This is a genomic window from Heyndrickxia sp. FW510-T9 (assembly GCF_058781025.1).
The window spans coordinates 1-25100 of the sequence record NZ_JBYSWK010000023.1 but is presented as its reverse complement, the minus strand read 5'-3'; the positions used below and the strand labels follow the sequence as shown (position 1 = coordinate 25100).

General features: G+C 34.8%; 30 protein-coding genes and 1 riboswitch. Of the genes, 16 read left to right on the top strand and 14 right to left on the bottom strand.

The genetic code is table 11. The annotated features are described in order from the left end of the window. Window positions 1-103 precede the first annotated feature (103 nt). The gene (locus tag AC3WJF_RS13015; protein WP_492452817.1) at window positions 104-616 is read left to right on the top strand and encodes a DUF3189 family protein; all 513 of its coding nucleotides are present in this window, start codon (window positions 104-106) and stop codon (window positions 614-616) included. A gap of 148 nt (window positions 617-764) precedes the next feature. Here AC3WJF_RS13015 and AC3WJF_RS13010 read toward each other — a convergent pair whose 3' ends face one another. Beyond that, on the bottom strand, window positions 765-1202 hold the full coding sequence (locus tag AC3WJF_RS13010; protein WP_492452815.1) for a hypothetical protein: 438 nt from the start codon (window positions 1200-1202) through the stop codon (window positions 765-767). A 351-nt stretch (window positions 1203-1553) separates the two neighbouring features. Here AC3WJF_RS13010 and AC3WJF_RS13005 point away from each other — a divergent pair, with 351 nt between their 5' ends. The 4 genes from AC3WJF_RS13005 (at window position 1554) to AC3WJF_RS12990 (ending at window position 4363) form a co-directional block, all read left to right on the top strand. Beyond that, window positions 1554-2306, top strand: coding sequence for a hypothetical protein (locus AC3WJF_RS13005; RefSeq protein ID WP_492452813.1), 753 nt, complete (start codon window positions 1554-1556; stop codon window positions 2304-2306). 218 nt (window positions 2307-2524) lie between these two features. Continuing rightward, window positions 2525-2986: an NUDIX hydrolase gene (locus tag AC3WJF_RS13000; protein WP_492452811.1), complete on the top strand. Its 462-nt coding sequence runs from the start codon at window positions 2525-2527 to the stop codon at window positions 2984-2986. 139 nt (window positions 2987-3125) lie between these two features. Beyond that, window positions 3126-3734 (top strand): hydrolase, encoded by a 609-nt coding sequence (locus AC3WJF_RS12995; RefSeq protein WP_492452810.1) that lies wholly within the window; start codon window positions 3126-3128, stop codon window positions 3732-3734. 35 nt (window positions 3735-3769) lie between these two features. Then, window positions 3770-4363, top strand: coding sequence for a histidine phosphatase family protein (locus tag AC3WJF_RS12990; RefSeq protein WP_492452808.1), 594 nt, complete (start codon window positions 3770-3772; stop codon window positions 4361-4363). 273 nt (window positions 4364-4636) lie between these two features. On the opposite strand, the gene AC3WJF_RS12985 is transcribed toward AC3WJF_RS12990, so the two are convergent. Next, window positions 4637-5245 (bottom strand): TetR family transcriptional regulator, encoded by a 609-nt coding sequence (locus AC3WJF_RS12985; protein ID WP_492452806.1) that lies wholly within the window; start codon window positions 5243-5245, stop codon window positions 4637-4639. A 398-nt stretch (window positions 5246-5643) separates the two neighbouring features. Between AC3WJF_RS12985 and AC3WJF_RS12980 the strand changes: the two genes are divergently transcribed. The 4 genes from AC3WJF_RS12980 to AC3WJF_RS12965 all read left to right on the top strand — a co-directional run bounded on the left by AC3WJF_RS12980 (window position 5644) and on the right by AC3WJF_RS12965 (window position 8071). Next, complete coding sequence (locus AC3WJF_RS12980; protein ID WP_492452804.1) at window positions 5644-5880, top strand: hypothetical protein; 237 nt, start codon at window positions 5644-5646, stop codon at window positions 5878-5880. 217 nt (window positions 5881-6097) lie between these two features. Next, entirely contained in the window at window positions 6098-6559 is a 462-nt protein-coding gene (locus AC3WJF_RS12975) for a GNAT family N-acetyltransferase (RefSeq protein WP_492452803.1), read from the top strand. A 129-nt stretch (window positions 6560-6688) separates the two neighbouring features. Continuing rightward, on the top strand, window positions 6689-7222 hold the full coding sequence (locus AC3WJF_RS12970; RefSeq protein ID WP_492452802.1) for a dihydrofolate reductase family protein: 534 nt from the start codon (window positions 6689-6691) through the stop codon (window positions 7220-7222). 447 nt (window positions 7223-7669) lie between these two features. After that, window positions 7670-8071, top strand: a complete 402-nt coding sequence (locus AC3WJF_RS12965; RefSeq protein ID WP_492452800.1) for a hypothetical protein — start codon at window positions 7670-7672, stop codon at window positions 8069-8071. A 151-nt stretch (window positions 8072-8222) separates the two neighbouring features. Here the strand turns inward: AC3WJF_RS12965 and AC3WJF_RS12960 are convergent, their stop codons facing one another. Continuing rightward, a complete protein-coding gene (locus tag AC3WJF_RS12960) occupies window positions 8223-8732 on the bottom strand; it encodes a hypothetical protein (RefSeq protein WP_492452798.1) in 510 nt (169 codons plus the stop codon). Window positions 8733-8978: 246 nt separating this feature from the next. Here AC3WJF_RS12960 and AC3WJF_RS12955 point away from each other — a divergent pair, with 246 nt between their 5' ends. Further along, window positions 8979-9434, top strand: a complete 456-nt coding sequence (locus tag AC3WJF_RS12955; RefSeq protein ID WP_492452796.1) for a hypothetical protein — start codon at window positions 8979-8981, stop codon at window positions 9432-9434. 79 nt (window positions 9435-9513) lie between these two features. Here the strand turns inward: AC3WJF_RS12955 and AC3WJF_RS12950 are convergent, their stop codons facing one another. Next, the gene (locus tag AC3WJF_RS12950) at window positions 9514-10356 is read right to left on the bottom strand and encodes a bifunctional 5,10-methylenetetrahydrofolate dehydrogenase/5,10-methenyltetrahydrofolate cyclohydrolase (RefSeq protein WP_492452794.1); all 843 of its coding nucleotides are present in this window, start codon (window positions 10354-10356) and stop codon (window positions 9514-9516) included. A 51-nt stretch (window positions 10357-10407) separates the two neighbouring features. After that, window positions 10408-10493, bottom strand: a riboswitch (ZMP/ZTP riboswitch). Between the two features lie 134 nt (window positions 10494-10627). On the opposite strand from AC3WJF_RS12950, the gene AC3WJF_RS12945 reads away from it, so the two are divergent. Next, complete coding sequence (locus tag AC3WJF_RS12945; RefSeq protein ID WP_492452792.1) at window positions 10628-11404, top strand: NUDIX hydrolase; 777 nt, start codon at window positions 10628-10630, stop codon at window positions 11402-11404. A 633-nt stretch (window positions 11405-12037) separates the two neighbouring features. Here AC3WJF_RS12945 and AC3WJF_RS12940 read toward each other — a convergent pair. The 3 genes from AC3WJF_RS12940 to AC3WJF_RS12930 all read right to left on the bottom strand — a co-directional run bounded on the left by AC3WJF_RS12940 (window position 12038) and on the right by AC3WJF_RS12930 (window position 14937). Then, complete coding sequence (locus AC3WJF_RS12940; protein ID WP_492452791.1) at window positions 12038-12796, bottom strand: class I SAM-dependent methyltransferase; 759 nt, start codon at window positions 12794-12796, stop codon at window positions 12038-12040. Window positions 12797-12807: 11 nt separating this feature from the next. Continuing rightward, the gene (locus tag AC3WJF_RS12935; RefSeq protein WP_492452789.1) at window positions 12808-13488 is read right to left on the bottom strand and encodes an HAD family hydrolase; all 681 of its coding nucleotides are present in this window, start codon (window positions 13486-13488) and stop codon (window positions 12808-12810) included. A gap of 138 nt (window positions 13489-13626) precedes the next feature. After that, a complete protein-coding gene (locus AC3WJF_RS12930; protein WP_492452787.1) occupies window positions 13627-14937 on the bottom strand; it encodes an acyl-CoA thioesterase/bile acid-CoA:amino acid N-acyltransferase family protein in 1311 nt (436 codons plus the stop codon). A gap of 249 nt (window positions 14938-15186) precedes the next feature. Here AC3WJF_RS12930 and AC3WJF_RS12925 point away from each other — a divergent pair, with 249 nt between their 5' ends. From AC3WJF_RS12925 to AC3WJF_RS12905, 5 genes are read left to right on the top strand one after another with little or no spacing between them, the layout of a single operon-like run. Continuing rightward, a complete protein-coding gene (locus AC3WJF_RS12925) occupies window positions 15187-15729 on the top strand; it encodes a helix-turn-helix domain-containing protein (RefSeq protein ID WP_492452785.1) in 543 nt (180 codons plus the stop codon). A 13-nt stretch (window positions 15730-15742) separates the two neighbouring features. Next, a complete protein-coding gene (locus AC3WJF_RS12920; RefSeq protein WP_492452783.1) occupies window positions 15743-16849 on the top strand; it encodes an ABC transporter ATP-binding protein in 1107 nt (368 codons plus the stop codon). After that, window positions 16839-17639: an ABC transporter permease gene (locus AC3WJF_RS12915; protein WP_492452781.1), complete on the top strand. Its 801-nt coding sequence runs from the start codon at window positions 16839-16841 to the stop codon at window positions 17637-17639. The genes AC3WJF_RS12920 and AC3WJF_RS12915 overlap by 11 nt, the downstream gene beginning before the upstream one ends. Window position 17640: 1 nt before the next feature. Beyond that, window positions 17641-18447, top strand: coding sequence for an ABC transporter permease (locus tag AC3WJF_RS12910; RefSeq protein WP_492452780.1), 807 nt, complete (start codon window positions 17641-17643; stop codon window positions 18445-18447). Continuing rightward, window positions 18444-19517 (top strand): ABC transporter substrate-binding protein, encoded by a 1074-nt coding sequence (locus AC3WJF_RS12905; RefSeq protein WP_492452779.1) that lies wholly within the window; start codon window positions 18444-18446, stop codon window positions 19515-19517. The genes AC3WJF_RS12910 and AC3WJF_RS12905 overlap by 4 nt, the downstream gene beginning before the upstream one ends. 203 nt (window positions 19518-19720) lie before the next feature. Here the strand turns inward: AC3WJF_RS12905 and AC3WJF_RS12900 are convergent, their stop codons facing one another. The 7 genes from AC3WJF_RS12900 to AC3WJF_RS12870 form a co-directional block, all read right to left on the bottom strand. Continuing rightward, window positions 19721-20050, bottom strand: coding sequence for a hypothetical protein (locus AC3WJF_RS12900; RefSeq protein ID WP_492452777.1), 330 nt, complete (start codon window positions 20048-20050; stop codon window positions 19721-19723). Continuing rightward, window positions 20051-20653 (bottom strand): response regulator transcription factor, encoded by a 603-nt coding sequence (locus AC3WJF_RS12895; protein ID WP_492452775.1) that lies wholly within the window; start codon window positions 20651-20653, stop codon window positions 20051-20053. Further along, complete coding sequence (locus AC3WJF_RS12890) at window positions 20650-21783, bottom strand: sensor histidine kinase (RefSeq protein WP_492452774.1); 1134 nt, start codon at window positions 21781-21783, stop codon at window positions 20650-20652. Before AC3WJF_RS12890 ends, AC3WJF_RS12895 begins: the two co-directional genes overlap by 4 nt. Window positions 21784-21790: 7 nt before the next feature. Further along, complete coding sequence (locus AC3WJF_RS12885; RefSeq protein ID WP_492452772.1) at window positions 21791-22528, bottom strand: ABC transporter permease; 738 nt, start codon at window positions 22526-22528, stop codon at window positions 21791-21793. 1 nt (window position 22529) lies between these two features. After that, complete coding sequence (locus AC3WJF_RS12880) at window positions 22530-23435, bottom strand: ABC transporter ATP-binding protein (RefSeq protein ID WP_492452771.1); 906 nt, start codon at window positions 23433-23435, stop codon at window positions 22530-22532. A 128-nt stretch (window positions 23436-23563) separates the two neighbouring features. Then, a complete protein-coding gene (locus AC3WJF_RS12875; RefSeq protein ID WP_492452769.1) occupies window positions 23564-24568 on the bottom strand; it encodes a nuclease-related domain-containing protein in 1005 nt (334 codons plus the stop codon). A gap of 358 nt (window positions 24569-24926) precedes the next feature. Continuing rightward, window positions 24927-25100: IS3 family transposase (locus AC3WJF_RS12870; RefSeq protein WP_492452889.1), on the bottom strand; the 174-nt coding region annotated here is incomplete at its 5' end.

Here is a 25100-nt window from a genome sequence, read left to right as displayed (position 1 = left end):
TTGTAATTGAAGTATTTTCGGAACAGTATTAACTATAAAATTGAATTGAGAAAGCAATTATTGACCATAATATCTTTAGATAAAACATATTAGGGATGATACCATGATATATATCTATAATGATTATGGCGGGACACATACCACATCTTTGGCGGCTGCATATCATTTAAAGCAATTACCTCAATCCGAAAAGAAACTAACTACAAAAGAAATTTTAGATGTGAAATATTTTAATAAATTAACGAAAGAGGATTTTGGAAAACTTATTTTCCATGGGATTGATGATGAGGGAAACTCTGTATATTCGATTGGAAGAAAAAGGAGTAAGCTTGTTGTTAAAGCACTAAAAGAATGGACATTATTACTTGAAGATAAATTTCAATTTAAGGAAAAAGTTGTTTTCTCTAATACCTCACCAACTGTACCTATCACGATGTCTTTTGGTGGCTTTTTTTCCAGGGGATTAAAAATAGATTTCATTGGTGTACCATTATTAGTCATGGGTGCCAAACAGTGTTGTGATAATATTTTTCGGTTAGTTGAAAATACGAAAGAAATTGCGAAAGCCGATAATGGGGAAAAAATAATTATATTACAAAATGAAGTATTTAAATGATGATATTCAAGTAGTTCTTCATTACCGCCGAGTAATTAGCCTATAATAGTTCGATTAGTCATTAAAAAGCAAAGGAGATTACCTTTGCTTTTTTGATGGATTTCTTTAAATTTCATAAGGATAATCGGTGGGAGATAAAATAGCTTCTTTACTCAACCTTATTCTTACTATTTCCAAAGATAATTAATATGGAAGAAAGAAGTGCTATATACACTCCGTAACGCATCTGAGATAACTGATAAATAAGCGAATTGGTGAACGTTTTTCCAATAAGCATTCCAGATACAGTGTGATAAGCGATAGCAATAAAAAATAAAATAATTGTTAAAATGGACGTTACTAAACGAATTTTCGAGGTGTTTTTTGATCTAAGTTCTTGAATTATAACGATAATACATAGTATTGGAATAGCGGAGAGTACAAGACCAATCGGTGATAAAAACAAATACATTGCAAGTGTATAGTAAAATCCTGTAAGTGATACATCTGAAATGTCTTGTAATCGGCTTACCCAAGGTAGAAAGTAAGAGGCAAACAATGTAATGATAAACAAGTTTCTAATTGTGAATAACCTTTGTATTTTCATAAAATACATCCCCCGTTTTAATAGTCTGAATTTAAACGAAATTCACTCGCTATTTATACGTTCTTAAATACGAATACGTTTCAATCCATGTTCATTATGATTAAATTTTTGAATTATCGGTGAGACATCTTATTGTCAGAATTGATGTAGCAGAACATTTTCATGTTGTTCGAGCAGAAACTTCCCAGGAATTGTGATAGTGATCCTCTAACTTTCGAAAATAATGAAGATGGTTTTCTAGATTAATACAATGGATTAACTGTTAAAAAAGCATTAAATGGCTTAAGAAGGTGAATCTTCCTTTTATAGAGAAGTTAATAGATAAATAAGTTCAGATTTTCGGAGGACAAGATGAGCGATAGTACCTTTTTAAATAATATAAATGGCTTAATAAAAATGCATTCCAATGGATTTTTAGGTGGAGAAATAATGCCTGAGGATGTATTAATTGGAATTGTTAAAGAAAATGAGTTAATGGATGTTTTAACTCTTGCAATGGCGTTGAACTATCAGAGAAACTCTTATAAATTATGGGAATCGGTGGTGCAAGCTTACCAGGATCCGGAGAACAAATGGATTTTTAATCCAACTATTGTAGTAAACAGTAATCTAGATGAATTACGAGAAGCTTTGCTTTTGCATCGGGTAGGTCTACAACCAAATCGCCATCCTGAAATTTGGCAGCGTGTTGCAAAAGGAATAGTGAAATCGTCTGATAAAGGAAATGTACAAGGATTAATTGATTTTGTTGAGGCGGATATTGCTTTATTGAAGAATATTATTCAAGGCTCAAGAAAAAAAGAATTTCCTTATCTCTCAGGACCGAAGATATTTAACTATTGGCTATATGTCTTGGAGAGTTACACCGATGTTGCTTGGAAATCGCGGGAACTTATCACTATTGCACCAGATACACACATCTTAAAAGCTACTGTAAAACTTGGATTATGTACGGAGGAAGTTTTAAATGGCGCAGTAGAAGACCGAAAAACAGTTGCTTCAGCTTGGGAAAGGGCGCTCACCGGAACGGGTATAGCACCAATAGATGTCCATACTCCATTATGGTTATGGAGCCGTGCTGAATTTCCTCCACTAATCTCATAATGCCATATTATCTATATCTAAATACTATGAAATCCTGCGAATAAGTAAGCATTCAAGAGATATTTCTATTAGACGATGAGAGTTAGAGAAGAATCACCGCATGTTTTACAAAATCTACCATAGGGATAGGTCTGTATAGGGCGAAATTTCACAAAAAGACTAAACCGATTTTTTTCGGAATACTTTGTAAAAAAATTATTATCATAGGAGGAACTCAATTGAGTTACGTTATGGAATTAAGAAAATTAGTAGGTAATAGACCATTAATATTACCGGGTTCCGTAGTATTAATTGTTAATGAAGATAATGAACTATTACTACAACATAGAAATGATGGAAGTTGGGGATTGCCTGGTGGTTTAATGGAAGTCGGTGAAAGTTTAGAAGATACTGCAAAGAGAGAAGTTAAGGAAGAAACTGGTCTTGAAATTGAAGAATTGGAGTTATTAGATATTTGCTCTGGACCTGAATATTTTTTGAGGTTGCCTAATGGAGACGAACTATATTCGATCACCGCTGTTTATTTAACTTATAAAGCAAAAGGAAACATAACAATTGATTATACTGAATCAATTGATTTGCAGTTTTTTAGTTTTAACGAATTGCCTAGTGGTTTAAATGCTACAAACCGCAACTATATAGAGGTATATCTTAAAAAAATAGATTGTAATCCTTGTTAAGCTAGTCATCTTGCATCTTCTGTAGTGAAGCTTTCCTTAGTCGCAAGAGTATATATTTTAAAATTTACTCTATAAGCATATGTAAAGGAAGAATCATGAACATATTCAATAGGCAAATTATCGAAAGGTGAGGAGAATAATGGGTTCGAGAATTATGCACTTAATTATTGCGAATAGAATTTCGGAGTGTCTATCGATAGGAGATAGAACACCGTTTTTACTAGGAGGAATTGCTCCAGATGCTGTTTATCCAAAAGACCTATCACATTACTATATAGGGCAAACCCAAGATTATTCAAGATGCATTGATTATAATGGATTTTTACATAAATATAGTACGCAAATGCAAAGTCATTATATATTGGGATATTATACACATTTGATTGCTGATGACTTATGGTTGAAGGGTTTTTATCTTCCTTGGTTGAAAAATAGAATGGAAGCTAATAAAGAGATATCTAATTTATATCATAACGATTTCAGATTACTGAACGGAAAACTATTGGAGTACTATGGCTATACAGAAGAATTGAGAAAAGCGTTAAGTCATTTTCCATCAATCTTAGATTTGCAAGAGGTTACTTCCAAGGATGTTGAAGAATTCATTCCTTATGTTTTAGGCGATATGGAGTACGATAAGGAAGTTATAAAGGAAGAGCTTAATGTATTTAAGTTTGACCAGATAGTTGGATATATAGAGACGTCTGTTGATATAGGTTTATTGAAAATAAAACCTATACTTACTTAATATTTTTTGAAGGAAACAAAGAGATATAAATAATAATGAAAAGTGGTGATTTTGTGGAATTGGTACTTATTCGATACGGGCAAGGAGAGCATAATCTAGATTTACCAAGTAGCCTACAGGCGAAAGATCCTTTCTTAACAGCTAAAGGGGTTAAACAAGCAGAATTATTAAGAAATGAATTTCCTTTAACTGACAATGATGTCATTTTTATTAGTCCTACTAGAAGAACACTGCAAACAACATTTATTTGGAGTGAGAATATTGATTGCCGTAAGATTGTAACTCCATTAGTTTCACCGCGAATGTTCCCTATTCTTCCAGATGAAAAAACATTGCCCTGCGATGAAATAATGGATTTAGAAAGAATTAAAGGAGATTATCCAACATTTGAAATCGATATGGATATACCATCTGAATTATGGACTTCTGGAATAAATATAATGCCAGAAAGTAATTTTATAAAATTTGCAGAAAAGTTTATTTCGAAATGCAAGCTGTTACAAAAAGAAAAAATTTATATAGTTTCCCACGACGGTACTATTACTTCTTATCGTCAATGGATTTCTGGCCAATCTTTATCGAGAAAAGATTTCCCGCACGAAACAGGATGGTTTCTAGTTAACTGTTGAATTTATGAAAAAACAAGTGCTGTAGATCAACTATAATTGCAGTTTTTCTTAACGGAATTTAGTAATTTAGTTGCTGATATTTTCAAAAAGTAAATCCAATGTTTTGAATTAACGTGGTTTTTCTTAATAAAAATATGATGGTCAGCCAGATTTACTGGTTGACCAATTGTCCTAATAATAGTTAATATTTAACTTAATGTTCAGCTACAACTAAACAACAGAAATGATTTAAACATGTCGTTACATTAAATAGTATAGGAAAGTTCTGTTAGATTATGATGGGTTAATAATAAGTTTTAATCCATCATTGAAAAGATCGCTAGGCGTTTTCCCTGATCCGAAATATTCCTCGATACCTGCTATTGTAGTAGGGTGTTTCTCCTTAAACTGTTCTAAATCAAAACCTTCGTTCAAGCTTGAGTCAGGAGGAGTCTGTTCCTCAATTACATGTCCAAATGTGAAGTGTTGTGCAGTCAATACAATTAAACGTGATTTTCGCAAGCTCACTCCTGCTGTAAGTAACGTCCTTATTGCAACCTCCATTACGCCTGACATGGTTAAGGAAAAATGGGCTCCTGCAATAACGCGCGCTCCGTCTGTGTACGAGAGCATGGCTGTACGAAGTTGATTAAATAAATTAATAAGCCACTCTTGCCAAGATTCATCAACATTTCGATGTTTTATTTCACGAAATTCAGATAGCAATATTCGTTCTGACATTTCATTGATTAATTTGGCTTTATTCTTAACATGCCAATATAATGTAGGTGCTTTGACACCAAGTCTTTTAGCTAATTCACGTAAACTTACATTCTCTATGCCTTTTTCATTAAGTAATTCTAAGGCTTCCTCTACAATTACATCCTTATTAAGTGCCATCATCTTTATCTCCTTAGCTAGGTTTCCAAGACTAGTCTAACATATATAGATTTATGTTGAAATATTTCTCTATATATGTTAGAGTGATATTTAAATAATATTCTATAGGTGTTAGAGAAATTTTCAATTCAAGGTTATTAGAAGGAAAACCTCTTCAATTACACATTCCGTTGATACCGTGCGCACTACAATGATGGAGAATATAAGGGAGGAGCTAGGTTAACACCGGATGCCTTACAAGAAGGGACGAATCTAGTCTGGAATTTGATTCAAAATAATAAACTTCATATTGATGTTGAAAAGTTTCCACTTAAAGATATTGAAAAAGCATGAAAACGAGATGATTACAAAGGCAAAAGAATAGTAATTGTCATATGAATTTTATAAGGAGATGAATAAACATGCTGAACTATATTAAACGTTTGCACCGAATAGTTGTAAGGAAAATTGCTGACACATTTGATCTTCCAAATGACATGAATCACCACCATACACACTTTTCAAATAAACACATTAAAAAAATGCATGTAATAAGGCACAGAGTCCTGCAACATCACCATCCAAATACTGAACCAAGGGTACTTAAAGAGGTACAGAACAGAATTGGTGAATATGTAGGAAAAATGGTTTCAAAATAACACTAGTAAAGTTTAAAGAATAGTTATTATCGATTTTGGTAATTAAAAAATATAGTTTGTGAAGAAATAACTTAGGCTAACATGTGCGCATCTCTAAGAGAGAGCGCCTTTTTGTTGTTTAAGTGGCAGGTTTCTTTAACAAGGATTTTTCTACATTCTTATAGAATACATCTTTTAATAGAAATGCTTTAATCTATTGAAATGGAGAGGAATTCTGATGAATATAAGATTTGCTGAAGTAAAAGATATTAAACAATTAATAAGGATGAGATGGGATTTTACACTTGAACATGATGAAAGTAAGAAAAACGAATCATTCGATGTTTTTGAAAAAGAATGTCAAACATTTTTAGAGAATGCTCTTAATGGAGATCAATGGTTTATTTGGGTTGCAGAGGATAACGGAAAAATTGTTTCGCATATATACATAGAATTAATACAAAAGGTGCCACGCCCTGGCAGAATAACTTATCCATTTGCTTATATGACCAACGTATATACAATGCCGGAGTATAGAAATAAAGGGGTTGGAAGTAAATTACTAGGCTCAATAAATAAGTGGGTTAAAGAAAACAATTATGAATTTGTCATTGTTTGGCCGAGTGATGATTCTATTAATTATTATAAGAAAAATGGTTACGTTCATTGTACGGAACCTATGGAATTTTTCCCTTCATAAAGTAATGAGAGTATTTTGTTGAATTTTCTTTTTGAGCTAAGAGACAGGTTCTAATCAGAGAAACATCTTTTTTAAACTACTAATAGAGAACGTGTATTCTGAATTTAGAGTATGGAGTGGAGGCTTAATATGATGAACCAACGTAAGATAGTATTGTTTATTGCCCAGAGCTTGGATGGATACATCGCAACAAAAGAAGACTCTTTAGATTGGTTATTTAAAGTTGAAGGTGAAGGAGATAATGGTTATTCGGAATTTTATGAAACGGTAGACACAATCTTAATAGGTAAAAGAACATATGATTGGATAATGAAACATGAAGGAGATCAATTCCCTTACAAAAATAAAGATTGTTATGTTTTTTCTAGGTCAACATTTAACCATACAAATGATGTTAAGTTTGTAAATGAAAATATTATTGACTTTACTAATAACATAAAAAAAGAAGAAGGAAAAAATATATGGTTAGTTGGCGGCGGAGACTTATTACATACGTTTTTAAAAGAAAAATTAATCGATGAACTAATATTAACAATAGCACCAACTATTATTGGAGAGGGAATTCCATTATTTAAAGAAGGTGATTATCAGTTAGAACTTTATTTAAAAGGTACCAGAACTTTTAACCAATTTGTTGAATTACATTATATTGTGAAAAAGTGAATGTAACTACTTTTTAAGAAGTTTTGGGTAACTTCCTCAAATTTATCCAATGAAGAAGACTATGAGTTATTTAATAATCGTGTTTAGAAAAATAAACTATTTTAAAACGGCTTTGGCATTTCAATAATATTAAAGTTGATGATATTATGGGGAATTTATATAAAGGGAGATTATTAGTACTTAGAATTGTAGCGACTCTGTTTGTTGTAATATTGTTTACATTAGGATTTAAGGGAATACTTAATCAGAATGTTTCAACCGGTCTAATTGCGTTTGTCTTGGCTTTCTTTTTTGTAATAGAATATTTTATCTTGAAGAAGAAAACTAAATAAGTCCAAGGTGTACAGGTTAGTTGAAAGAACAAATGTTTATAATATTATTACTGAAAGCTATTTGTTCTCAAAACACGACCAATGGTTTTTAGGTACAATAAATAGAGGTGGTATATTGAAGAAATTTGTATTTCTGATATGTTTTTCACTAGTTTTTCTAGTAAGTTGTTCGCAAGTAATTGGTATGCATAATAAAGAATTAGAGAAATCTATAATTTCTGCTTTAGGAAAAAATAGCGTGACGGAAATAGACTTAAATTCCCTAACGAACTTCGATTGGGATAAAGCATATCTAATAACTCCTTACACTGATCAAAAAACTATAAATAAGCAGCTGGGTGTTAAATTTAAAGATCCAACTAATATAGATTATCGAGATGATATATATTTACTTGTATTTCTTGATAAGAATAAAGTAGTTCAGTATGTCAAAATACCAACAAAATATGGACATTTGGTGCACGGAAATAAAGATGGTTTTAAGCCTTCAAATGCAATCATAGAGATACAAAAATAAAAGGGACATCGTATAAGATTAAGACGTGCTCTTTTGAATCACAAAATCAGAATATGCTTAGGAAATAGAACAAAAAATAGCATAGCAATTCGCATATAGAATAGCCATGCTTTCCTGTCTCTTCAATAGTATAAATCATTTTAGACATAGATTATTCAAATACATAATCATCATGTCCAACTTTAGCATTTTGAACGTCTTTCGGTAGTTTCGAAAAACAAAGGTAATACTTTCCACCCTGTAATTCAAAGGATTTCTCTATATCCTCTCTGTTATTTCCAAGATCGATATTAACTGTTAGTTTAGTATTTGATGGAGTTGGCTTTTCTCCGTAAACAATGAAATATTTTTTAAATTGGTCTTCTGATTGTTTGTTGTCTCCATGTGTAACAGTCACAGGTTTGTCGTTCTTCATGATAGCGTACCCTACATTATTATTGTTCTGAACAAATAGTAATGCCGAATAGTCCTTATTTAGTGTAACCTTAGTTTCAATAGATTTTATCTTCTCGTTCTTAGTGGTGGCACCAATAAACTGTTCAATTTTTTCTTCTGTACTTAGTGACTTAGCATTTGCTTGTTTTTCTTTAAAACCATTCTGAAATAAAGCAAAGATAATTATGGCTAAAAAAATGAAGAACGGTACAATAACTTTTTTCAATAAAACCTCCCCTTTCTTTTCAGGAACATTTTTTCTTCCTTAATATAACAAATTCACTAATTTAATTATACATAAAATTAAGAATTGTATAACCTTTTTATTTCAAATAGATAATATCTGCGCGCTTTTCTTTAATAAGGGAGGCTAGGACAGTTTTGTTAAATAAAAATCTCGTAGGTTATTAATAATTTTTATGATAATATAAAGAGTGAATATTTAGAAATTAACGAATTCCGGGTGGATAATATGACATTAGAGAGAAGGCGTGTTTTATCAATAATTGTTTTAATGATTATTGTTTCTTTATTTTATTATCAGTATCAGCAAAAACATATAACAATCTGGGGCTTTAATCTTTCCAAAAACGATATAAAGGATATAATTGTTCTAACTGAAAATAATTCATATGAAATTAAGAAAAGAGATACTGTTATAAAGATTGTAGAGAATGTGTCAAAGATGAAAAAATTCTCAGAAATTGAACCAAATAACTATCCTTCTCAAACTCAACATGAGCAATACAAAAAACTGTTAATTAGAACAAAAGATAATGTTACCTATGGCGGTAGCCTTTGGATAATAGACGATAACATCGTAATGGATAGTAATGGCTACTATTGGGGCTTTGATAATAATAAAATTATTAATACATTAAATGCTTCACTTAAAAATGCCACCTTAATGAACGTGGGCTTTCGTTGATGAAAGACCCGAATTCTGCAAAAAAGAAAACTCGCCAATTGGCGAGTTTGTTTGGCTTATTAACCATAGAAGGCCACCATTACTTATTAATCGTTTCTTCAGCAGCATCCACCGTATGCTTCAGTAACATCGAAATCGTGACTGGCCCAACACCACCGGGAACTGGTGTGATAGCACTGGTATATTCCAGACAGGCATCATAATCAACATCACCAATATTGCCTTTGTTATAGCCAGCATCAAGTACGATAGCACCTTCTTTAATCCAATCTCCTTGAATAAATTTAGGTTTTCCAACAGCGGCTACCACAATATCACCTAATCTAACCACATCAGCTAAATTAGTAGTTCGAGAGTGACATGTTGTTACTGTCGCATTTTTATTTAAAAGTAAGGCAGAAACAGGTTTCCCTAAAATAGGACTTCTGCCGATGACTACGGCATGTTTACCTTCGACTGGAATATTGTAATAATTTAAGATTTCCATGATAGCAGCCGGAGTGCAGGAAGGATATTTTCCGAACCCAAAAGCAGTTTGACCATATCCAAGGCTCGTGACACCATCTACATCTTTGTGAATATCAATCGATTCAAAGGCCTTACGTTCGTCAATATGAGAAGGTACAGGATGTTGAAGAAGAATACCATGAACAGTTTCGGCCGCATTTAATTCATTAATTTTATCCAAAAGCTCTTCTGTAGTTGTTTCTTTTGGCATGTGTATTCTCATTGATTGGATACCGATTTTTTCACAGGCATTTCCCTTCATCCTTACATAGGTTTCCGAAGATGGATCGTCCCCTACTAAAATCGTTGCTAACCTTGGTGTTACCCCTTTGTTTACTAGATCTGCTACTCTTTCTTTTAAACTATCCTTTACTTTTTGAGCCACTACATTTCCGTCCAATATAAGGTTTTCCATGTTAAAATCCCCCTTAAAATAATAAAAGAGACAAGGATGGTGATACCTCCTTATCTCTGCCCAGACGACCCGACTCTATAAAAAACACAGCTCCCTTGTGGTTGATTCCACGTTTGTCGTCAGTTACTGTGTTATGTATATGTTTTATTAAGAAAATATTAGCATATAAAACTAGGAGCATCAATATTTTCCGATGCAAAATAATTTGACAAACATGAAAAAGTTGGAAATACTTATTGTATAAATTTAACAGAATATTCAGGAGGATATTATGGCGTTTTTTCGTAAAAAGGTATATAAGGTTTCACCAGAAAAAGTCCAGGTATTTACTGATTTTTTCCACAAGTATCTTTATCCTAACCAAATGAAGCATGGTGCAAAATTGATTGGTAGGTGGGTCAACGAAAAGCAAGATGAAATCATGGCGATCTGGGAATATGAAAGCCAAGAACATTATCATGAAATTGAAGAGAAAATAAGAGAATCTGAATTACATAGACTAGCCCAGCAAAAAAGAAAAGAACTAGGGAATTTGTATTTGGAAAGTTACCAAGAATACTTAGCCCCAACCGGAAATTACCATGAACCAAAACATATTGTCTCGGTTAGCGGATATATTACGAATGAAAAGGGTGAAGTTCTATTAGTTAAAAACCATCATCGTTCTGATACATATGAAATGCCTGGCGGTCAAGTCGAGGAAGGGGAGCGCCTTGATGACGCCATTCGCAGAGAAATCATGGAGGAGACTGGTGTCGAAGTGAAATTAAATGGGATTACTGGTGTCTATCAAAGCTTAACAAGCGGGATTTTCTGCATTGTTTTCCGTGGTGAATATATATCGGGTACACCTAGACCGGATGAAACCGAAACGGCCGAAGTTCTTTTTGCAAAAGTGGATGAACAAAATGTTGATCGATGGGTGAATCGCCCACATTTTAAATCAAGATTGCTAGATGCAATAAATCCGAACTATATACCTTATGAAGCATTTAAAGTAAGACCGTTTGAGTTAATTCAACGATATGAGGTAAAAAGTGAGCAGTAATTGTGCGAAAAAAGTATCACTGGGTAGGAGAATAAAGGGTAGCATTTTATCAAATAGGGAATGGAGGATATAGCTCGAAGGTATTCGAACAAAATGTCCTTCGTACGGTTTATGAAGGACAAAACACAAAGCGAAGTGGAATAAGGTGTCCTTCACAGGGTTTGTGAAGGACAAAACCCAAGGAGAAGTGGAATAAAGTGTCCTTCACAAGGTGGATGAAGGACAAAACACAAAGCGAAGTGGAATAAAGTGTCCTTCACAAGATGGATGAGGGAAAAAAACAAAGAGAAATAGAATAAAGTGTCCTTCACAAAATGGATGAAGGACAAACCACAAAGAGAACTAGAATAAAGTGTCCTTCATAAGATGGATGAAGGACAAAACACAAAGAGAAGCGGAATAAAGTGTCCTTCACAAGGTGGATGAAGGACAAAACACAAAGCGAAATAGAATAAAGTGTCCCTCACAGGGTTTGTGAAGGACAAAACCCAAGGAGAAGTGGAATAAAGTGTCCTTCATGTGGGAGAAGACGGAAATGCCCCACAGGGAAACACATAAATTGTCTATAATCCTTGTGTTTTAATTAGTTCTATCCACTGTGCTCCTTGCAAAAATTCGAAATTGATATGATAGTTATTTCACAGCTATAATAAAAAACCTATGCTCTTTAAACTCGATAAAACCATGTTCCTGAATTTGATAATGAATCTGCAATAGTTTGTCAAAGTACTTCTGAACAGAGAAGTCCGGAATTTGCCAAGGGATGGCACTTAAATAATAGATCAGTGCTCCTACATCATAAAACCTTGTATACGGAAATTGTTCTAGACTTTTGATAATGCTAAATCCGGCGCTTTTCAATTCTTGAACGGCATAATGTAAATTCCAATGAGAGTAACCAATGTCTTCGATTGCCCCTAATGCTTTGTTTAAATCCAAATGGTCTTTGCCGCCAACTTGTTGGGTAACAAAATGGCTGCCAGGCTTTAATATCCTATAAAGCTCAGAAACAGAATAGGATTCATGCTTATTGATAACCAGATCAAACTGTTCATTATCAAAAGGTAAGTGGTTATCATCTTTTACTTCTATCACTTTAACCCCTAATGGTTCCAAGCGATTTCGGGCAACCGGAACATTTGGTTCATACCCTTCCGTTGCAAATGTATTGCGTGGAAGCGGCTGTAATTTTGACAAATATTCTCCGCCCCCAGTTCCCATATCAAGAAGGGAATCTGCCTTTCTGAGCTTATCTAAAATTTCACTTGTATAGTTCCATGTCATTGGTTCACTAGCCATTCTCCCCGTGTCCGTTATATAGGAAAAATCCCAGCCGGAGAAGGGTTTTTCTGCTTCTGATACAAAAAAGTCAAATAATTCCTTTTCCTTCATTTTAATCCTCCTTAAACCATTGATTTGATTAATTTTAATAGCTCAAAAGGGTGCTTTAATTGCGGGAACCCCAAGTTTTTTTCATTTACCATCCATTCAGGTTGGAACCACGTTGCATGATAGGCTTTCATTCCAACATCGGTAGCACCTTGTAGCTCATTGGAGCCGCCATCTCCAATAAAAATAGAGTTTTCTGGGGTGATTTTTAGATTTCGACAAGCAGTAAGATAAATTTCAGGATTCGGTTTTGAACACTTTACTTTGTACGAGAATATAACATCATCGAAAAATCCTGCTAGTTTACTAGTTTCCCAAGCTGTAATCTCTTCAGGTGTGCAATTACTAATAAGACCGATTTTTATTCCTTCGGTTTTCAACTGATGAAGTACATCAATGATAGATTCGTTAATGTTCTCAAAAGGAACGGCTTTTGCTTTGGCTCTCTCTTTTTCAACTATTTCAAGCACATTTTCGTCAATGGACATTTTTAGTGATTGTAAAATATCCACTAATACACATTGGTAATTTTCAAAAGTTCCATCCATTCTTTTATCTACTCGATTGTTCCATTCTTTCTTGAAAGTATCCTCGTGTATTCCAAGAAGTTCCACACTATGTGTAGCTTTTCTTTCTCCATTTTCCCACTCGGTAATGAGGGTCTCGTACAGGTCAAAAAAGATAGCTTTGATCATGATGAATCCTCCAAAATATTGAAATTGAAATGTTTTATTGGAAGTTATCTGCTTAAAGGGAAAAGGGATTTCGCGATAGCAATCTATAGTAATAGGCTGTTTTAGAAATTCATAAATTATTGAAAATGAAAAACTTGGTCAATAGAAATCAATTGAAATTTTAGTAGTTTTATAAAAACTATCTTTAAAAAAAGTAATGGTCTTAAACCAAGAATCTTTGCTCGCCTTAACAGTATCCTTTTTGTTCCCGCCGAAAAATGTATTGGCAAGGATGGGGATGTAAGGAAAGCTGATTTCATGACCTGCCCCTGGATATACGACTTGTTTATACGCATAAGGATGGTTATATCTTTTTAAGCGCTGGATCGCTTTCATATTTGCCCATTCTGAATCAAAGTTAGCGTCTTTTTCTCCTGATATCAGTAAAATTTCTCCTTGTATATTTTCAACAGGAATAATGGCATTTTCAAGAACATCTCTATCGGAGCAAAGGGCATTATACCAAATTGGCAATGGGTTCTCGTTTCTATACCACATTTCTTTACATGCAAGTGCAATCTCCACTGGATTTTTAGGTGAGGCATATGGTAATGGTTTGTCTTTAAATATCCATGCTGGAGGGAGAGAGGGTGAATCTGACCATGGAACAATCCCAGCGTAGGAAATAGATGATCCATTTAACGAAACAACAGCTTTGATTTCTGGAAATATACTTGCAGACCATAAGGCAAGTTCTCCTCCCCTTGATGTTCCGTGTATTCCTAACCATCCAGTAAATACATCATTTCTATCTAACATCCAATGAATTGCGTCTTTTATATACTCAAGTGGAATGTTTACTAATTGATCTGGGAGCGATTCGATTCCGAAATAACCTAGGGCTAGTACATTAAACCCGTGTGAGGCAAGCAGTCCAGCTGGAAATTCATAGATTCCTCCCTCAGAACCTCCTAAGATAATAATTCCTGGGCGAGGTTCCGAATTTTGTTGGTGAAACAATGTACCGACCAAACCATTTTCCCTTACAGGGGTAGATAAAATATTTGGGTCATGCCATAAACGGATTATGCTTTCTTCTGCTATGACAAATCCTTCTTGTTCAACTATTAGTTGGAACTCATGCGGTGCTAATTTAACGTATGGCTCATTAATATTTTCTCTTTTCTCGATAATCTCCATCGACCAAAATAAACCCATAGGATCAATAACTGAATAGGATCCAGAAATGGGACTTTGTTTATCTAGAAAAATGCAGCCGTTCTCATCCGCGATAAAATCTGCTTCTGATTTACGGTAAATAATATTTTGTAATGTTACAGATCGTCTTTTTAAGACAATGCGATATTTTTGATTAGAATTTAGTCCTTTGAAAGATATGTTTATAGGTTTATCCATGAGTGAGATTGTATTGTCTATTACTATTTGTGGGCTGGGTGCATTCTTAGTCAAATTGCTGTTCCTCCTCCAAATTAAGAAACACTACACTGAAAATTCCTAATGTTAATATTTTAACACATATTCCCAAATCATCTACAGATAGCGAAAAGTTATTACCATAAAATTCTTTCGAAAAAGTCATTGTAATTTTCCGATAGTTAGATATAATATTTTATTGGTAATAGTAAACTGTAAGTTTACTATATATAAACTTTATTGACTTTAAGTTTAGTATTAATAAACATGATGGAAGGTCATACAATGCAATTTGGGAAAAAAATTAAAAATCTGCGTTTAAAAAAAGGTCTGACGCAAGAAGAACTAGGGGAACGGACAGATTTAAGCAAAGGTTATATTTCGCAAATAGAACGTGACCTAAGCTCGCCTTCTATTGAAACTTTTTTCAACATACTCGAAGTTTTGGGTTGCACACCTAAGCAGTTCTTCGATGAAGAGGAAAGAGAACAGAAGGTTGTGTATGGGGAAGAAGATCTCACCGATTTCATTGATGAAGAACGTGGTTACCATATCCAGTGGCTTGTTCCGGAATCAAATGAGAAGGAAATGGAGCCAATTCGCCTTACCTTTCAGGAAGAAGGGGAATTCAAACAATTCGAGCCATCACTTTCAGAAACGTTTGCCTATGTATTGAAAGGGAAAATAAAGGTACAGCTTGGTAGAGAAATATATTATGCAAAAGCAGGCGAAGTGATTTACTTCCATGCTTCAGATATACATCAAATTAGCAATGACTATAACGGAGAGTCTGAATTGCTGCTTGTAGCAACAGATTCGTATTTATAAGGAGGTGTCTTATATGGTAGAACAAACGATTATTCGCTTTGAAGGAGTGACTAAGCAATATGATGATGACCCTGCTGTATTAGATGATGTTAGCTTTGAAATTGAGCGAGGGAAATTTTATACATTACTTGGTCCATCAGGATGCGGAAAAACAACGATCTTAAGGTTGATTGCGGGATTTATAGAGCCAACTCAAGGCGAAATTTATTTTGATGGGAAGATCATTAATCAGCTTTCAGCAAATCAGCGTCAAGTGAACACTGTTTTTCAAGATTATGCACTTTTTCCACATTTAAATGTCTTTGAAAATGTAGCCTTTGGATTGCGGATTAAAAAAATGAAAAATAGTGAGATCACAGCTAAAGTCAAAGAGGCACTTCGCTTTGTCAATCTCGAAGGTTATGAAACTCGTGAAATTAGGGAAATGTCAGGAGGGCAAAAGCAGCGTGTCGCCATTGCGCGCGCGATTGTGAATGAACCTCAGGTGATTTTATTGGATGAGCCTCTTTCTGCATTGGACTTAAAGCTGCGCACCGAAATGCAGTATGAGTTAAGAGAATTGCAGCAACGATTAGGAATTACTTTTATCTTCGTCACGCATGATCAAGAAGAAGCACTTGCCATGTCCGATGAGATTTTTGTTATCAATAAAGGAAAAATTCAACAAAGTGGAACACCAATAGATATATATGATGAGCCAATCAATCGTTTTGTGGCTGATTTTATCGGGGAGTCCAATATTGTTGCAGGTAAAATGGTAGAAGATTTTCAAGTAGAATTCGTAGGAAAAACGTTTGAATGTGTGGATCAAGGATTAAGGTCAAATGAAGCTATTGAAGTAGTTATTCGTCCAGAGGATTTAGAAATTACGAAGAAAGACCAAGGGAAACTACAGGTTCGTGTAGATTCTCAGCTCTTCCGTGGTGTTCATTATGAAATATGCTGCTTTGATGAAGCGGGTAATGAGTGGCTTGTCCATTCGACGAAAAAAGCAGTAGTAGGGGATGAGATTGGGCTAGATTTCGATCCAGAAGCGATCCACGTCATGAGATTTGGAGAGACAGAGGAAGAATTTGATAAACGTCTCGAAGCGTATAATGAGGCTGGCCATGAAAAGTAGAACACGTAATTTTTATTTGATTCCTTATGTACTTTGGATTGTGCTCTTTGTGGTTGCTCCGATTCTTTTGATTGTGTATTATTCCTTTTTCGATATTGAGGGTCATTTTACGTTCGCGAACTATCGTCATTTCTTTACAAAGGTATATATGCAAATGACGTTAAGCTCCTTTTGGTATGCATTATTGATTACTGCCTTTTGTTTGTTGATTTCCTATCCAACTGCCTATTTATTAACAAAAACAAAGCACAAACATCTATGGCTATTATTAATTATCTTGCCAACATGGATTAACTTGCTTCTAAAGGCTTATGCTTTTCTTGGTATTTTTGGAACATATGGCACAGCAAATTCTTTGTTAAAGCTCCTTGGAATTGGGGCAAAGCAAATATTATTTACCGATTTCAGTTTTATTTTTGTATCGGTGTATATCTTTATTCCATTTATGATTTTACCAATCTTTAATTCGTTGGAAGAATTGAATCCTTCACTTGTTGATGCTTCAAGGGATCTTGGCGCATCCGCATGGACCACTTTTAAAAGGGTTATTTTCCCGTTAACTATTGATGGGGTAAAATCTGGGTGTCAAGCCGTCTTTATTCCGGCACTTTCACTATTTATGATTACTCGACTAATTGCGGGTAACCGCGTTATTACATTGGGTACAGCGATTGAAGAACATTTTCTTGTTACACAGGATTGGGGTATGGGTTCAACCATTGCCGTTTTCCTTATCATCTTGATGGCGATTATCATGGCTGTAACAGGAATTCGGAAGCGAGGGATATAATATGAAAAACAGCAAAAAGAAACTATCGAATTTATATTTGATTATCATATTTATTATCCTGTATGCTCCGATTTTTTATTTAATGTTCTATTCATTCAATAGTGGAGAAACGATGCATGGATTTCATGGTTTCACACTAAAGTGGTATAAAGATGTTTTTCAAGATACACGGCTTATTATTATTGTAATAAACACAGTTATTATTGCCCTTTTATCCGCAGCACTTTCGACAATATTAGGTGTAGCTGGGGCGCTTGCTATCACATATGTAAAAAGACGACAAACCCAAAATACATTACTTACCTTGAATAATGTATTAATTGTAAGTCCCGATGTAATCATCGGTGCTTCCTTCTTAATCTTATTTACGATTGTTGGCATAAAATTAGGCTTTTCATCGGTATTATTATCACATATCGCGTTTAGTGTTCCGATAGTCGTCATCATGGTTCTGCCGAAATTGCAAGAGATGAGTTCAACACTTATTGATGCTGCAAGAGACTTAGGAGCGAGCCAGTGGCAAGTGTTAACAAAGGTAATATTGCCTTTCATAACCCCAGGAATTTTCGCTGGATTCTTTATGGCTCTTACGTATTCGCTTGATGATTTTTCGGTAACTTTTTTCGTAACAGGAAACGGCTTCTCTACGCTTTCCGTGGAGATTTATTCACGAGCAAGACAAGGGATTTCCTTATCGATTAATGCTCTTTCAACCCTTATTTTCTTGTTTACTATTATTCTTGTTATCGGGTATTACTTTATTAACCAACGGAATAATCGCCCAAGTGGAATGGGGGTTAAGAAATGAAGTCGCTCACACGTTTTTTTATCATTATATTTGTTGTATCGTTCGCATTGATGTTTTTAGTGTCGCGTCTTAATGCCACTCAAGGATTTTCGGGTGGAAACACGCTAACGATTTATAACTGGGGAGATTATATTGACCCATCTTTAATTAAAAAGTTTGAAAAGCAAACAGGGATTAAAGTCATTTATCAAACCTTTGATTCAAATGAAGCGATGATGACGAAGCTTGCTCAAGGAGGTACCACTTTTGATGTGGCCGTACCTTCTGAATACGCAGTGGATAAAATGAAAAAGGAACATATGCTACTTCCGATAGATCATTCGAAGCTACCAAACTTGAAATATATTGATCCACATTTCATGAATCTGTCCTTTGATCCAAATAATAAATACTCCATTCCATACTTTTGGGGGACGGTTGGTCTAGTCTATAATTCTTCCATGCTTGGCGGCAAAAAATTAACGAGCTGGAATGACTTATGGAGTAAGGATCTTCGCAATCAAATCCTTTTAGTTGATGGTGCAAGGGAAGTAATGGGAATGGGGCTCAACAGCCTACACTATTCTTTGAATGATACGAATGAAGCTCATCTTCAGCAAGCAAAAAGTAAGTTGGCAACGTTGACTCCTAACATTAAAGCGATTGTTGGAGATGAGATTAAAATGCTGCTTGCTAATGAGGAAGCGGCGGTTGGTGTAGTTTGGTCTGGAGATGCTTCAGAAATCATCGATCAGAATGATAAGCTTGATTATGTAGTGCCGAAGGAAGGTTCTAATCTATGGTTTGACAATATGGTCATTCCAAAAACCGCCAAAAATGTTGATGGTGCTCATAAATTCATTAATTTTATGCTCGATCCTAAAAATGCTGCAAAAAATGCTGAATACGTTGGCTACTCAACTCCGAATAAAAAGGCGATGGAGTATTTGCCAAAGGAAATAGCGAATGACAAGCGTTTTTACCCAGATTTAACAAAAACGAAGAATCTTGAAGTATACAAAAACCTTGGGAAGAAAATGCTAGCTCACTACAATGAGTTATTTTTAGAGTTTAAAATGCATCATAAATAGAAAAGCGTAGGCGACTGTTCATCGACGTACAAACGAGTGAAATTTGCACTTTAATTTCACCTGTAGGGCTTCGACTGAGATAAAGGAAACACGGCGAGGTTTTTCAGGAGCCGATGTTGACTTATCTTAGAGAGAAGACCGGAAGTTTGCTAGTTGATAGGAGCAGAAGTTAGACAAATAGAAGAGACTGATGAGAGATTTCATCAGTCTTTTTGTCTTTTTAAAATATCATCAAACATTAAGCCACGGATAATAACAACATCATTCTTATCAAACCCTTTTACTTTATAGACGGTTGTTTTAAACCAAAAAAACTTACTGTCTGCTGTTTTCCCAATGACACCATCCGTTTGGAGATTTTCATTTACATATTTTTTGAACAGATCTGTATCCGTCTTAAAAATAATATGTTGATAATAAAGGTTCTGACCTTTAAAAGTATATACAGGGAGTTTTTCAAACTTGATAAAAAGAATACAGATTACAAGAATAGGAATAAAAATAATAGAGACAATGGCTATTTTCCATTTCATTCAGATCCATCCTTTTTCCTCAGCAATACTAATCGCCTCAATTCTATTTTTTGCATTTAATTTTTGCAGAATTTCCGACATATAGTTTCGAACAGTTCCAGAGGATAGAAATAGAATGGAGGTAATTTCCTTTGTTGTTTTTCCTTCAGAAGCTAATTTCAAAATTTCCTGCTCTCTAGATGTTAACGGATTTTCCTCACGTATAACATCAAACATAAGCTCCTGTGAAAATATTCGCTTTCCAGTCATTACATTACGAATTGCATCTGCAAGTTCATCAATCGAACCATCCTTTAATAAATATCCATCTACTCCGATTTTAACGGCACGCTCAAAGTAACCAGGACGGGCGAAGGTTGTTAAAATAATAATTTTACATGATAGATCTAATTTTTTTAATGCCTCAGCTACTTCAAGACCGCTTTTTAAAGGCATCTCAATATCCATTAAGCATATATCCGGCTGAAGTTTTATGATAGAGGTTAATGCTTCTTCTCCATTTAAGGCCTGCCCAATAACCTCCATATCTTCTTCTAAATCAAGGAGGGAACCTAGTGCACCGAGCAACATACGCTGGTCTTCTGCGATAAAAATGCGAATCAAATGGCAGCACCTTCCTTCTCTTTTTTCTGTACAAGCGGAACAACCATTTCTAAAACGGCACCATCTACGTTCGTTAATGTAATCGTCCCATCAATAAGGGCTAGTCGCTCTTCCATTCCTTTGATACCATTTCCACTTATATATAGATTCGAAAGTCCAATTCCATCATCTTTTATCATAATTTTAATGTTTTCAAGAGAAGAGGAGATAGTAATGAAACAATTGCGTGCTTTGCTGTGTTTCACTACATTTGTCGCTGCTTCCTTTAAACACATACTTATCATGTTTTGTGTAAGGAGAGGAACATCCTGTAATTCTGAATCACCTTGAAAATGATAAGCAATTCCCGCTGCTTGAAAAATCTCCCGAACCTCCGTTAACTCCTCTGTCACTCTTATCGCTCTCATTTGGGAAACAAGCTCGCGGACTTGTTTTAACGCAGCCCGGGAAGTTTGCTCAATCTCTTTTGCCTCCAGTTGTGCACGATCAGGGTTAATCGTTGTTAATTTTCCAACAAGCTGGCTTTTTAAAGTAATTAATGACAGGGTGTGGCCAAGTGTATCATGAAGATCACGGGCGATTCGAACTCTTTCTTCCCGTTTCACCAGCTCTTTAATTTGTTCATTAGCCTGATCTAGTTGTTTTTCAAGATCCATCCTTCTGTTCATAGACCTTACTCCAAATGGCGAAATAAGCATTATGATGATAAATGGTACAAAATATAAGTATCTGCTTAGATCTGCAAGAACTCCTGAGAGGATAATAGGAAGGATCTCAACAATGATTAACCCAATTAATGCTATATTAAATTTCTTCTTGTCACTATACCAACCGATAAAATTAGCTGGGAAGAATCCCATAAATAGATAATTAGGATCGTAAAACAAACCAAAAATAAGAATAATGACTAATTCTGTTGCTAGCCAATACGTAAAGCTGGGTTTTTGCATACAGAAATATAGCTGACGATACGTAATGAAGAATACAATGAGTAAAGTGTATCCGATGCCCATTTTTATGCCAGATTCTTGTAACAAAGAGAATCCGGGTAAGGCGAGATAAATTAAAAATACATAAGGGAAAAATCCGAATCTTTCAGGGAAAACTCGGAACTTCTTAAGTTTGTTCATTATCTGATCACACCGCTTCTTGTTTTCTTCTAATATATTTTGATAGTAGCATGAACAAGACGAGATAAGCTATTAGAATTACAATATTTCTCCATTCAGGTGCGTTACCTTGCACAATCGCCCACGCGCCATTTCCAAAATTGTAGGATGGAAGCCATTTTCCAATAGACTGCATGATTTTCGGCATGATTTCGAGTGGCATCCACATGCCCCCGGCAATTGCCATGCCCATATAAATAACATTGCTCACCCCTGCAGCAGTTTCTACTCTTCTCATTAATCCGATAAGTGTTCCTAATCCAAGAAAAGGAATGGATGCGAGCAAGATCCACATTCCGCTGAAAATCCACTCTGATATCGTTAGAGAGACACCGTTTATAATCGCACCAACTGTAAAAATAACAATAATGGAAAATAAGTGGATAACCGATTGCCCCATCATTTGTGCAAAAAAGTAAACCGTATCAGGTAGAGGGGTTAACCTCATGAAAGTTGCCCAGCCCTGCTGACGCTCCTGCACCATCCTAATCCCAAGCGTCATAATCGAGGATCCCATTACACTGAAGGCTGTCATCGACATTAGATAATGTGCTTGCCATTCAGCTTTATCTGGTCCACCTGTGTTTACGACCTTTGTAAAAATAAAATAGAATACAATAGGCATTAATAAGGACCAAAACACAAAGTATGGATTTCGCAAAACCCGTAATATCTCCGCTTTACATTGCAATCGCAAAATCTTCATTTTACATAACCTCCTTGTGTTCACTTGTCAGCTGTTCAAAAGCTTCCTCAAGTTTTCCGTTTTCAATTTGAATTTGCCGTGCTCCTACTTTTTCCTCAAAAAGTAAAGCTAGAACCGCATCCGTATCATCCGTTTGAACAATCACCCGATCATTTTTTCGATGAATATTTTTTACAACAGCATGTTTGTTCAATCTTTCTAATGAATGAAATAAATCGTCTGTAGTAAAAGAAACGGCTTGTTTTGTGAGTCTAGCTTTAATTTCAGTAGGAGTTCCATCCGCAATTATCACTCCATTGTGAAATAACAATATTCTTTCCGCTATGTCATCCGCTTCCTGCAAATAATGAGTGGTAAAGATAATTGTTTTTCCTTGTTCGGACAGCTGGTTGATCGTTTTCCAAAAGCGATTCCTTGAAGTGATATCCATCCCAACAGTCGGTTCATCAAAAATAATTAAATCCGGATTTCCTGAAAGAGCGAGTGCAAAGCTAAGTCTACGCTTTTGACCACCGGATAATTTTTCTGCACGGGTTTTTAAATCTGTTTCTGTTAAACCAGTTAGATGTATCAATTCTTTTAGAGAAAGAGGATTCGGATAATAATTTCTGATTAACTCCAGCAACTCCTTTACTTTTAACCCATTCATCACGCTTACTTCCTGCAGCATGGTTCCGATTTTTTCACGAACCTTTTTTTCAGCTGGGTCTAAACCAAATAACTTGATCTCACCGTTTGTAGGGTGCAGCAACCCCAGTAACATCGAAATCGTGGTTGTTTTACCAGCACCATTCGGTCCGAGAATTGCAACCACCTCTCCTTTTTTTATGGAAAAAGAAACATCGCTCACTGCTTTTTTTTCATGAAATGTTTTCGATACATTCCGAACACTTACAATTTCCACCATTTCCACGACACCTCCATAGCTTATGAGATTATTCTATTATTAATGGATGTTTATGATTAGTAAGAGATGTCATGAATGTCAGGTGACAAATGTCATAATTACTATTGATTAACGGACAATTGTAACCACTATAAAAGTTTTTTAATTCGTGGATCTTCATAATACCAATTGGTCGAAGGTGGGTAGTAAGAATTTTTATTTCCATGGTGAGTGTTCGGTAATGTTGAAGTGGATAATAAATATGCTGCGGTTTTATGATTGGATAGAAGGGTGAACTCACTAAATTGTTTTTTTGTTATACTTGGTCCGAAAAGAAGAAAATAGTCTACAAGAGTTTGAACGTGTGCTGTTTTAGAATGTGTCTGACAACGTGGGCAAAACCATGTTCCATATTTACGATTCATTATTGTTGATAGACAAGTCGGGCATTTTACACCTCTGACTAAATCTCTTTCATTTATTTCAAACTTTTCGAGAATATTCATATTTGGTGGTGAATGCTTATTAATTAGCATTTCACATAATGCATTTAACTGATTAGACTTAAGTACTCCCTTTTTGTACAGCTGTTTTATATTATCAACTTTATGAATTGCACCTTCAGCTTGAATGACTTTTTCGTAAATGGCATAATCGTCATTTGTGGATTTGATGAGAGTGGTAGGGAAGGCTATCGAAACAAAAGATTCAATTGGAAGCGGTGGGAACTTATGCTGTTTCAACCATTTTTGAAGTAGTAACCGATGTCTCGCAGCTTGGAGAATTGGATTTGGGAATCCCTCTTCTTTTCCGTTATAGATTCGTATGCATTGTTCGGATTTTGAGTTAAAAATTAAGGTGCCAGCGATGTTTTTGGATTCTAAAATAGTGGAGAAATAAGGGGATAGCAGAAGACAATCAATCTGGAAATCAATATTTAGAACACTAAGTCGAAGGTCGAATAAAATTTGGTATTCATTTTCCGGAAGTAGGTTTAAATGATAACGCAGATTCTTTTCTCCACGATACCCAGCTAATTGCCTAGCAAAATCGATTTCTACCTTATTTCTTTGAGGATGATTTTGCGGTAGACGATCTAGTAATGCGACGTCACAGAGAATTTTCATTGGAATGGTCAGCTCTTTTTTAATCAATTATGATTCCTCCTTTTCTAATGTTAATTTCCTTAAATAGTAGTGGAATTCCTGCTTGTTGAAGAATTTCTTTGGGGAAAATGTGAAATTAATAAAGAATAACTCTTGAAGCATTAACCTCACAATCCCGGAAAAATAGCTTTTATAAGAATGCTGATCTTAAAGAGGTGAGTAGTAAATTAGGGGGAGAGCATCGAAAAAAGTAAATAAATCTCCGAACTAATGAAGGAATGATACTATGTCAAGAAAATGGACAAATCAAATTGAGATTTTTAACAATTCCCTACCGCGCATTCGCTTGCTGGCCTCGATATAAAAGTAAGGGATTTTCCCTTACTTTTATATCGAGGTAACGGCTCTAACCCACCTTGTTAGATAGTTGCTTAAAATATAGCTTCTCATATGCCATTGGAGACATATAATTATTGGTTGAATGAATACGTTTGTAATTATAAAAGCTTACAATATATTCAATAATGCTCTTTCTTGCTTCTTCTCTTGTTTTGTATTTATTGTGAAATATTAGTTCCTT

Excerpts from the sequence above, each read along its gene's own strand:
- AC3WJF_RS12980 (WP_492452804.1), top strand. The coding sequence starts at position 5,644 with ATGCTGAACTATATTAAACGTTTGCACCGAATAGTTGTAAGGAAAATT.
- AC3WJF_RS12880 (WP_492452771.1), bottom strand. The coding sequence starts at position 23,435 with ATGGTGGAAATTGTAAGTGTTCGGAATGTATCGAAAACATTTCATGAA.
- AC3WJF_RS13010 (WP_492452815.1), bottom strand. The coding sequence starts at position 1,202 with ATGAAAATACAAAGGTTATTCACAATTAGAAACTTGTTTATCATTACA.
- AC3WJF_RS13015 (WP_492452817.1), top strand. The coding sequence starts at position 104 with ATGATATATATCTATAATGATTATGGCGGGACACATACCACATCTTTG.
- AC3WJF_RS12905 (WP_492452779.1), top strand. The coding sequence starts at position 18,444 with ATGAAGTCGCTCACACGTTTTTTTATCATTATATTTGTTGTATCGTTC.
- AC3WJF_RS12925 (WP_492452785.1), top strand. The coding sequence starts at position 15,187 with ATGCAATTTGGGAAAAAAATTAAAAATCTGCGTTTAAAAAAAGGTCTG.
- AC3WJF_RS12970 (WP_492452802.1), top strand. The coding sequence starts at position 6,689 with ATGATGAACCAACGTAAGATAGTATTGTTTATTGCCCAGAGCTTGGAT.
- AC3WJF_RS12900 (WP_492452777.1), bottom strand. The coding sequence starts at position 20,050 with ATGAAATGGAAAATAGCCATTGTCTCTATTATTTTTATTCCTATTCTT.
- AC3WJF_RS12885 (WP_492452772.1), bottom strand. The coding sequence starts at position 22,528 with ATGAAGATTTTGCGATTGCAATGTAAAGCGGAGATATTACGGGTTTTG.
- AC3WJF_RS12995 (WP_492452810.1), top strand. The coding sequence starts at position 3,126 with ATGGGTTCGAGAATTATGCACTTAATTATTGCGAATAGAATTTCGGAG.
- AC3WJF_RS12990 (WP_492452808.1), top strand. The coding sequence starts at position 3,770 with ATGAAAAGTGGTGATTTTGTGGAATTGGTACTTATTCGATACGGGCAA.
- AC3WJF_RS12975 (WP_492452803.1), top strand. The coding sequence starts at position 6,098 with ATGAATATAAGATTTGCTGAAGTAAAAGATATTAAACAATTAATAAGG.
- AC3WJF_RS12985 (WP_492452806.1), bottom strand. The coding sequence starts at position 5,245 with ATGATGGCACTTAATAAGGATGTAATTGTAGAGGAAGCCTTAGAATTA.
- AC3WJF_RS12915 (WP_492452781.1), top strand. The coding sequence starts at position 16,839 with ATGAAAAGTAGAACACGTAATTTTTATTTGATTCCTTATGTACTTTGG.
- AC3WJF_RS12890 (WP_492452774.1), bottom strand. The coding sequence starts at position 21,783 with ATGAACAAACTTAAGAAGTTCCGAGTTTTCCCTGAAAGATTCGGATTT.
- AC3WJF_RS13005 (WP_492452813.1), top strand. The coding sequence starts at position 1,554 with ATGAGCGATAGTACCTTTTTAAATAATATAAATGGCTTAATAAAAATG.
- AC3WJF_RS12910 (WP_492452780.1), top strand. The coding sequence starts at position 17,641 with ATGAAAAACAGCAAAAAGAAACTATCGAATTTATATTTGATTATCATA.
- AC3WJF_RS12940 (WP_492452791.1), bottom strand. The coding sequence starts at position 12,796 with ATGAAGGAAAAGGAATTATTTGACTTTTTTGTATCAGAAGCAGAAAAA.
- AC3WJF_RS12935 (WP_492452789.1), bottom strand. The coding sequence starts at position 13,488 with ATGATCAAAGCTATCTTTTTTGACCTGTACGAGACCCTCATTACCGAG.
- AC3WJF_RS12955 (WP_492452796.1), top strand. The coding sequence starts at position 8,979 with ATGACATTAGAGAGAAGGCGTGTTTTATCAATAATTGTTTTAATGATT.
- AC3WJF_RS12950 (WP_492452794.1), bottom strand. The coding sequence starts at position 10,356 with ATGGAAAACCTTATATTGGACGGAAATGTAGTGGCTCAAAAAGTAAAG.
- AC3WJF_RS12920 (WP_492452783.1), top strand. The coding sequence starts at position 15,743 with ATGGTAGAACAAACGATTATTCGCTTTGAAGGAGTGACTAAGCAATAT.
- AC3WJF_RS12945 (WP_492452792.1), top strand. The coding sequence starts at position 10,628 with ATGGCGTTTTTTCGTAAAAAGGTATATAAGGTTTCACCAGAAAAAGTC.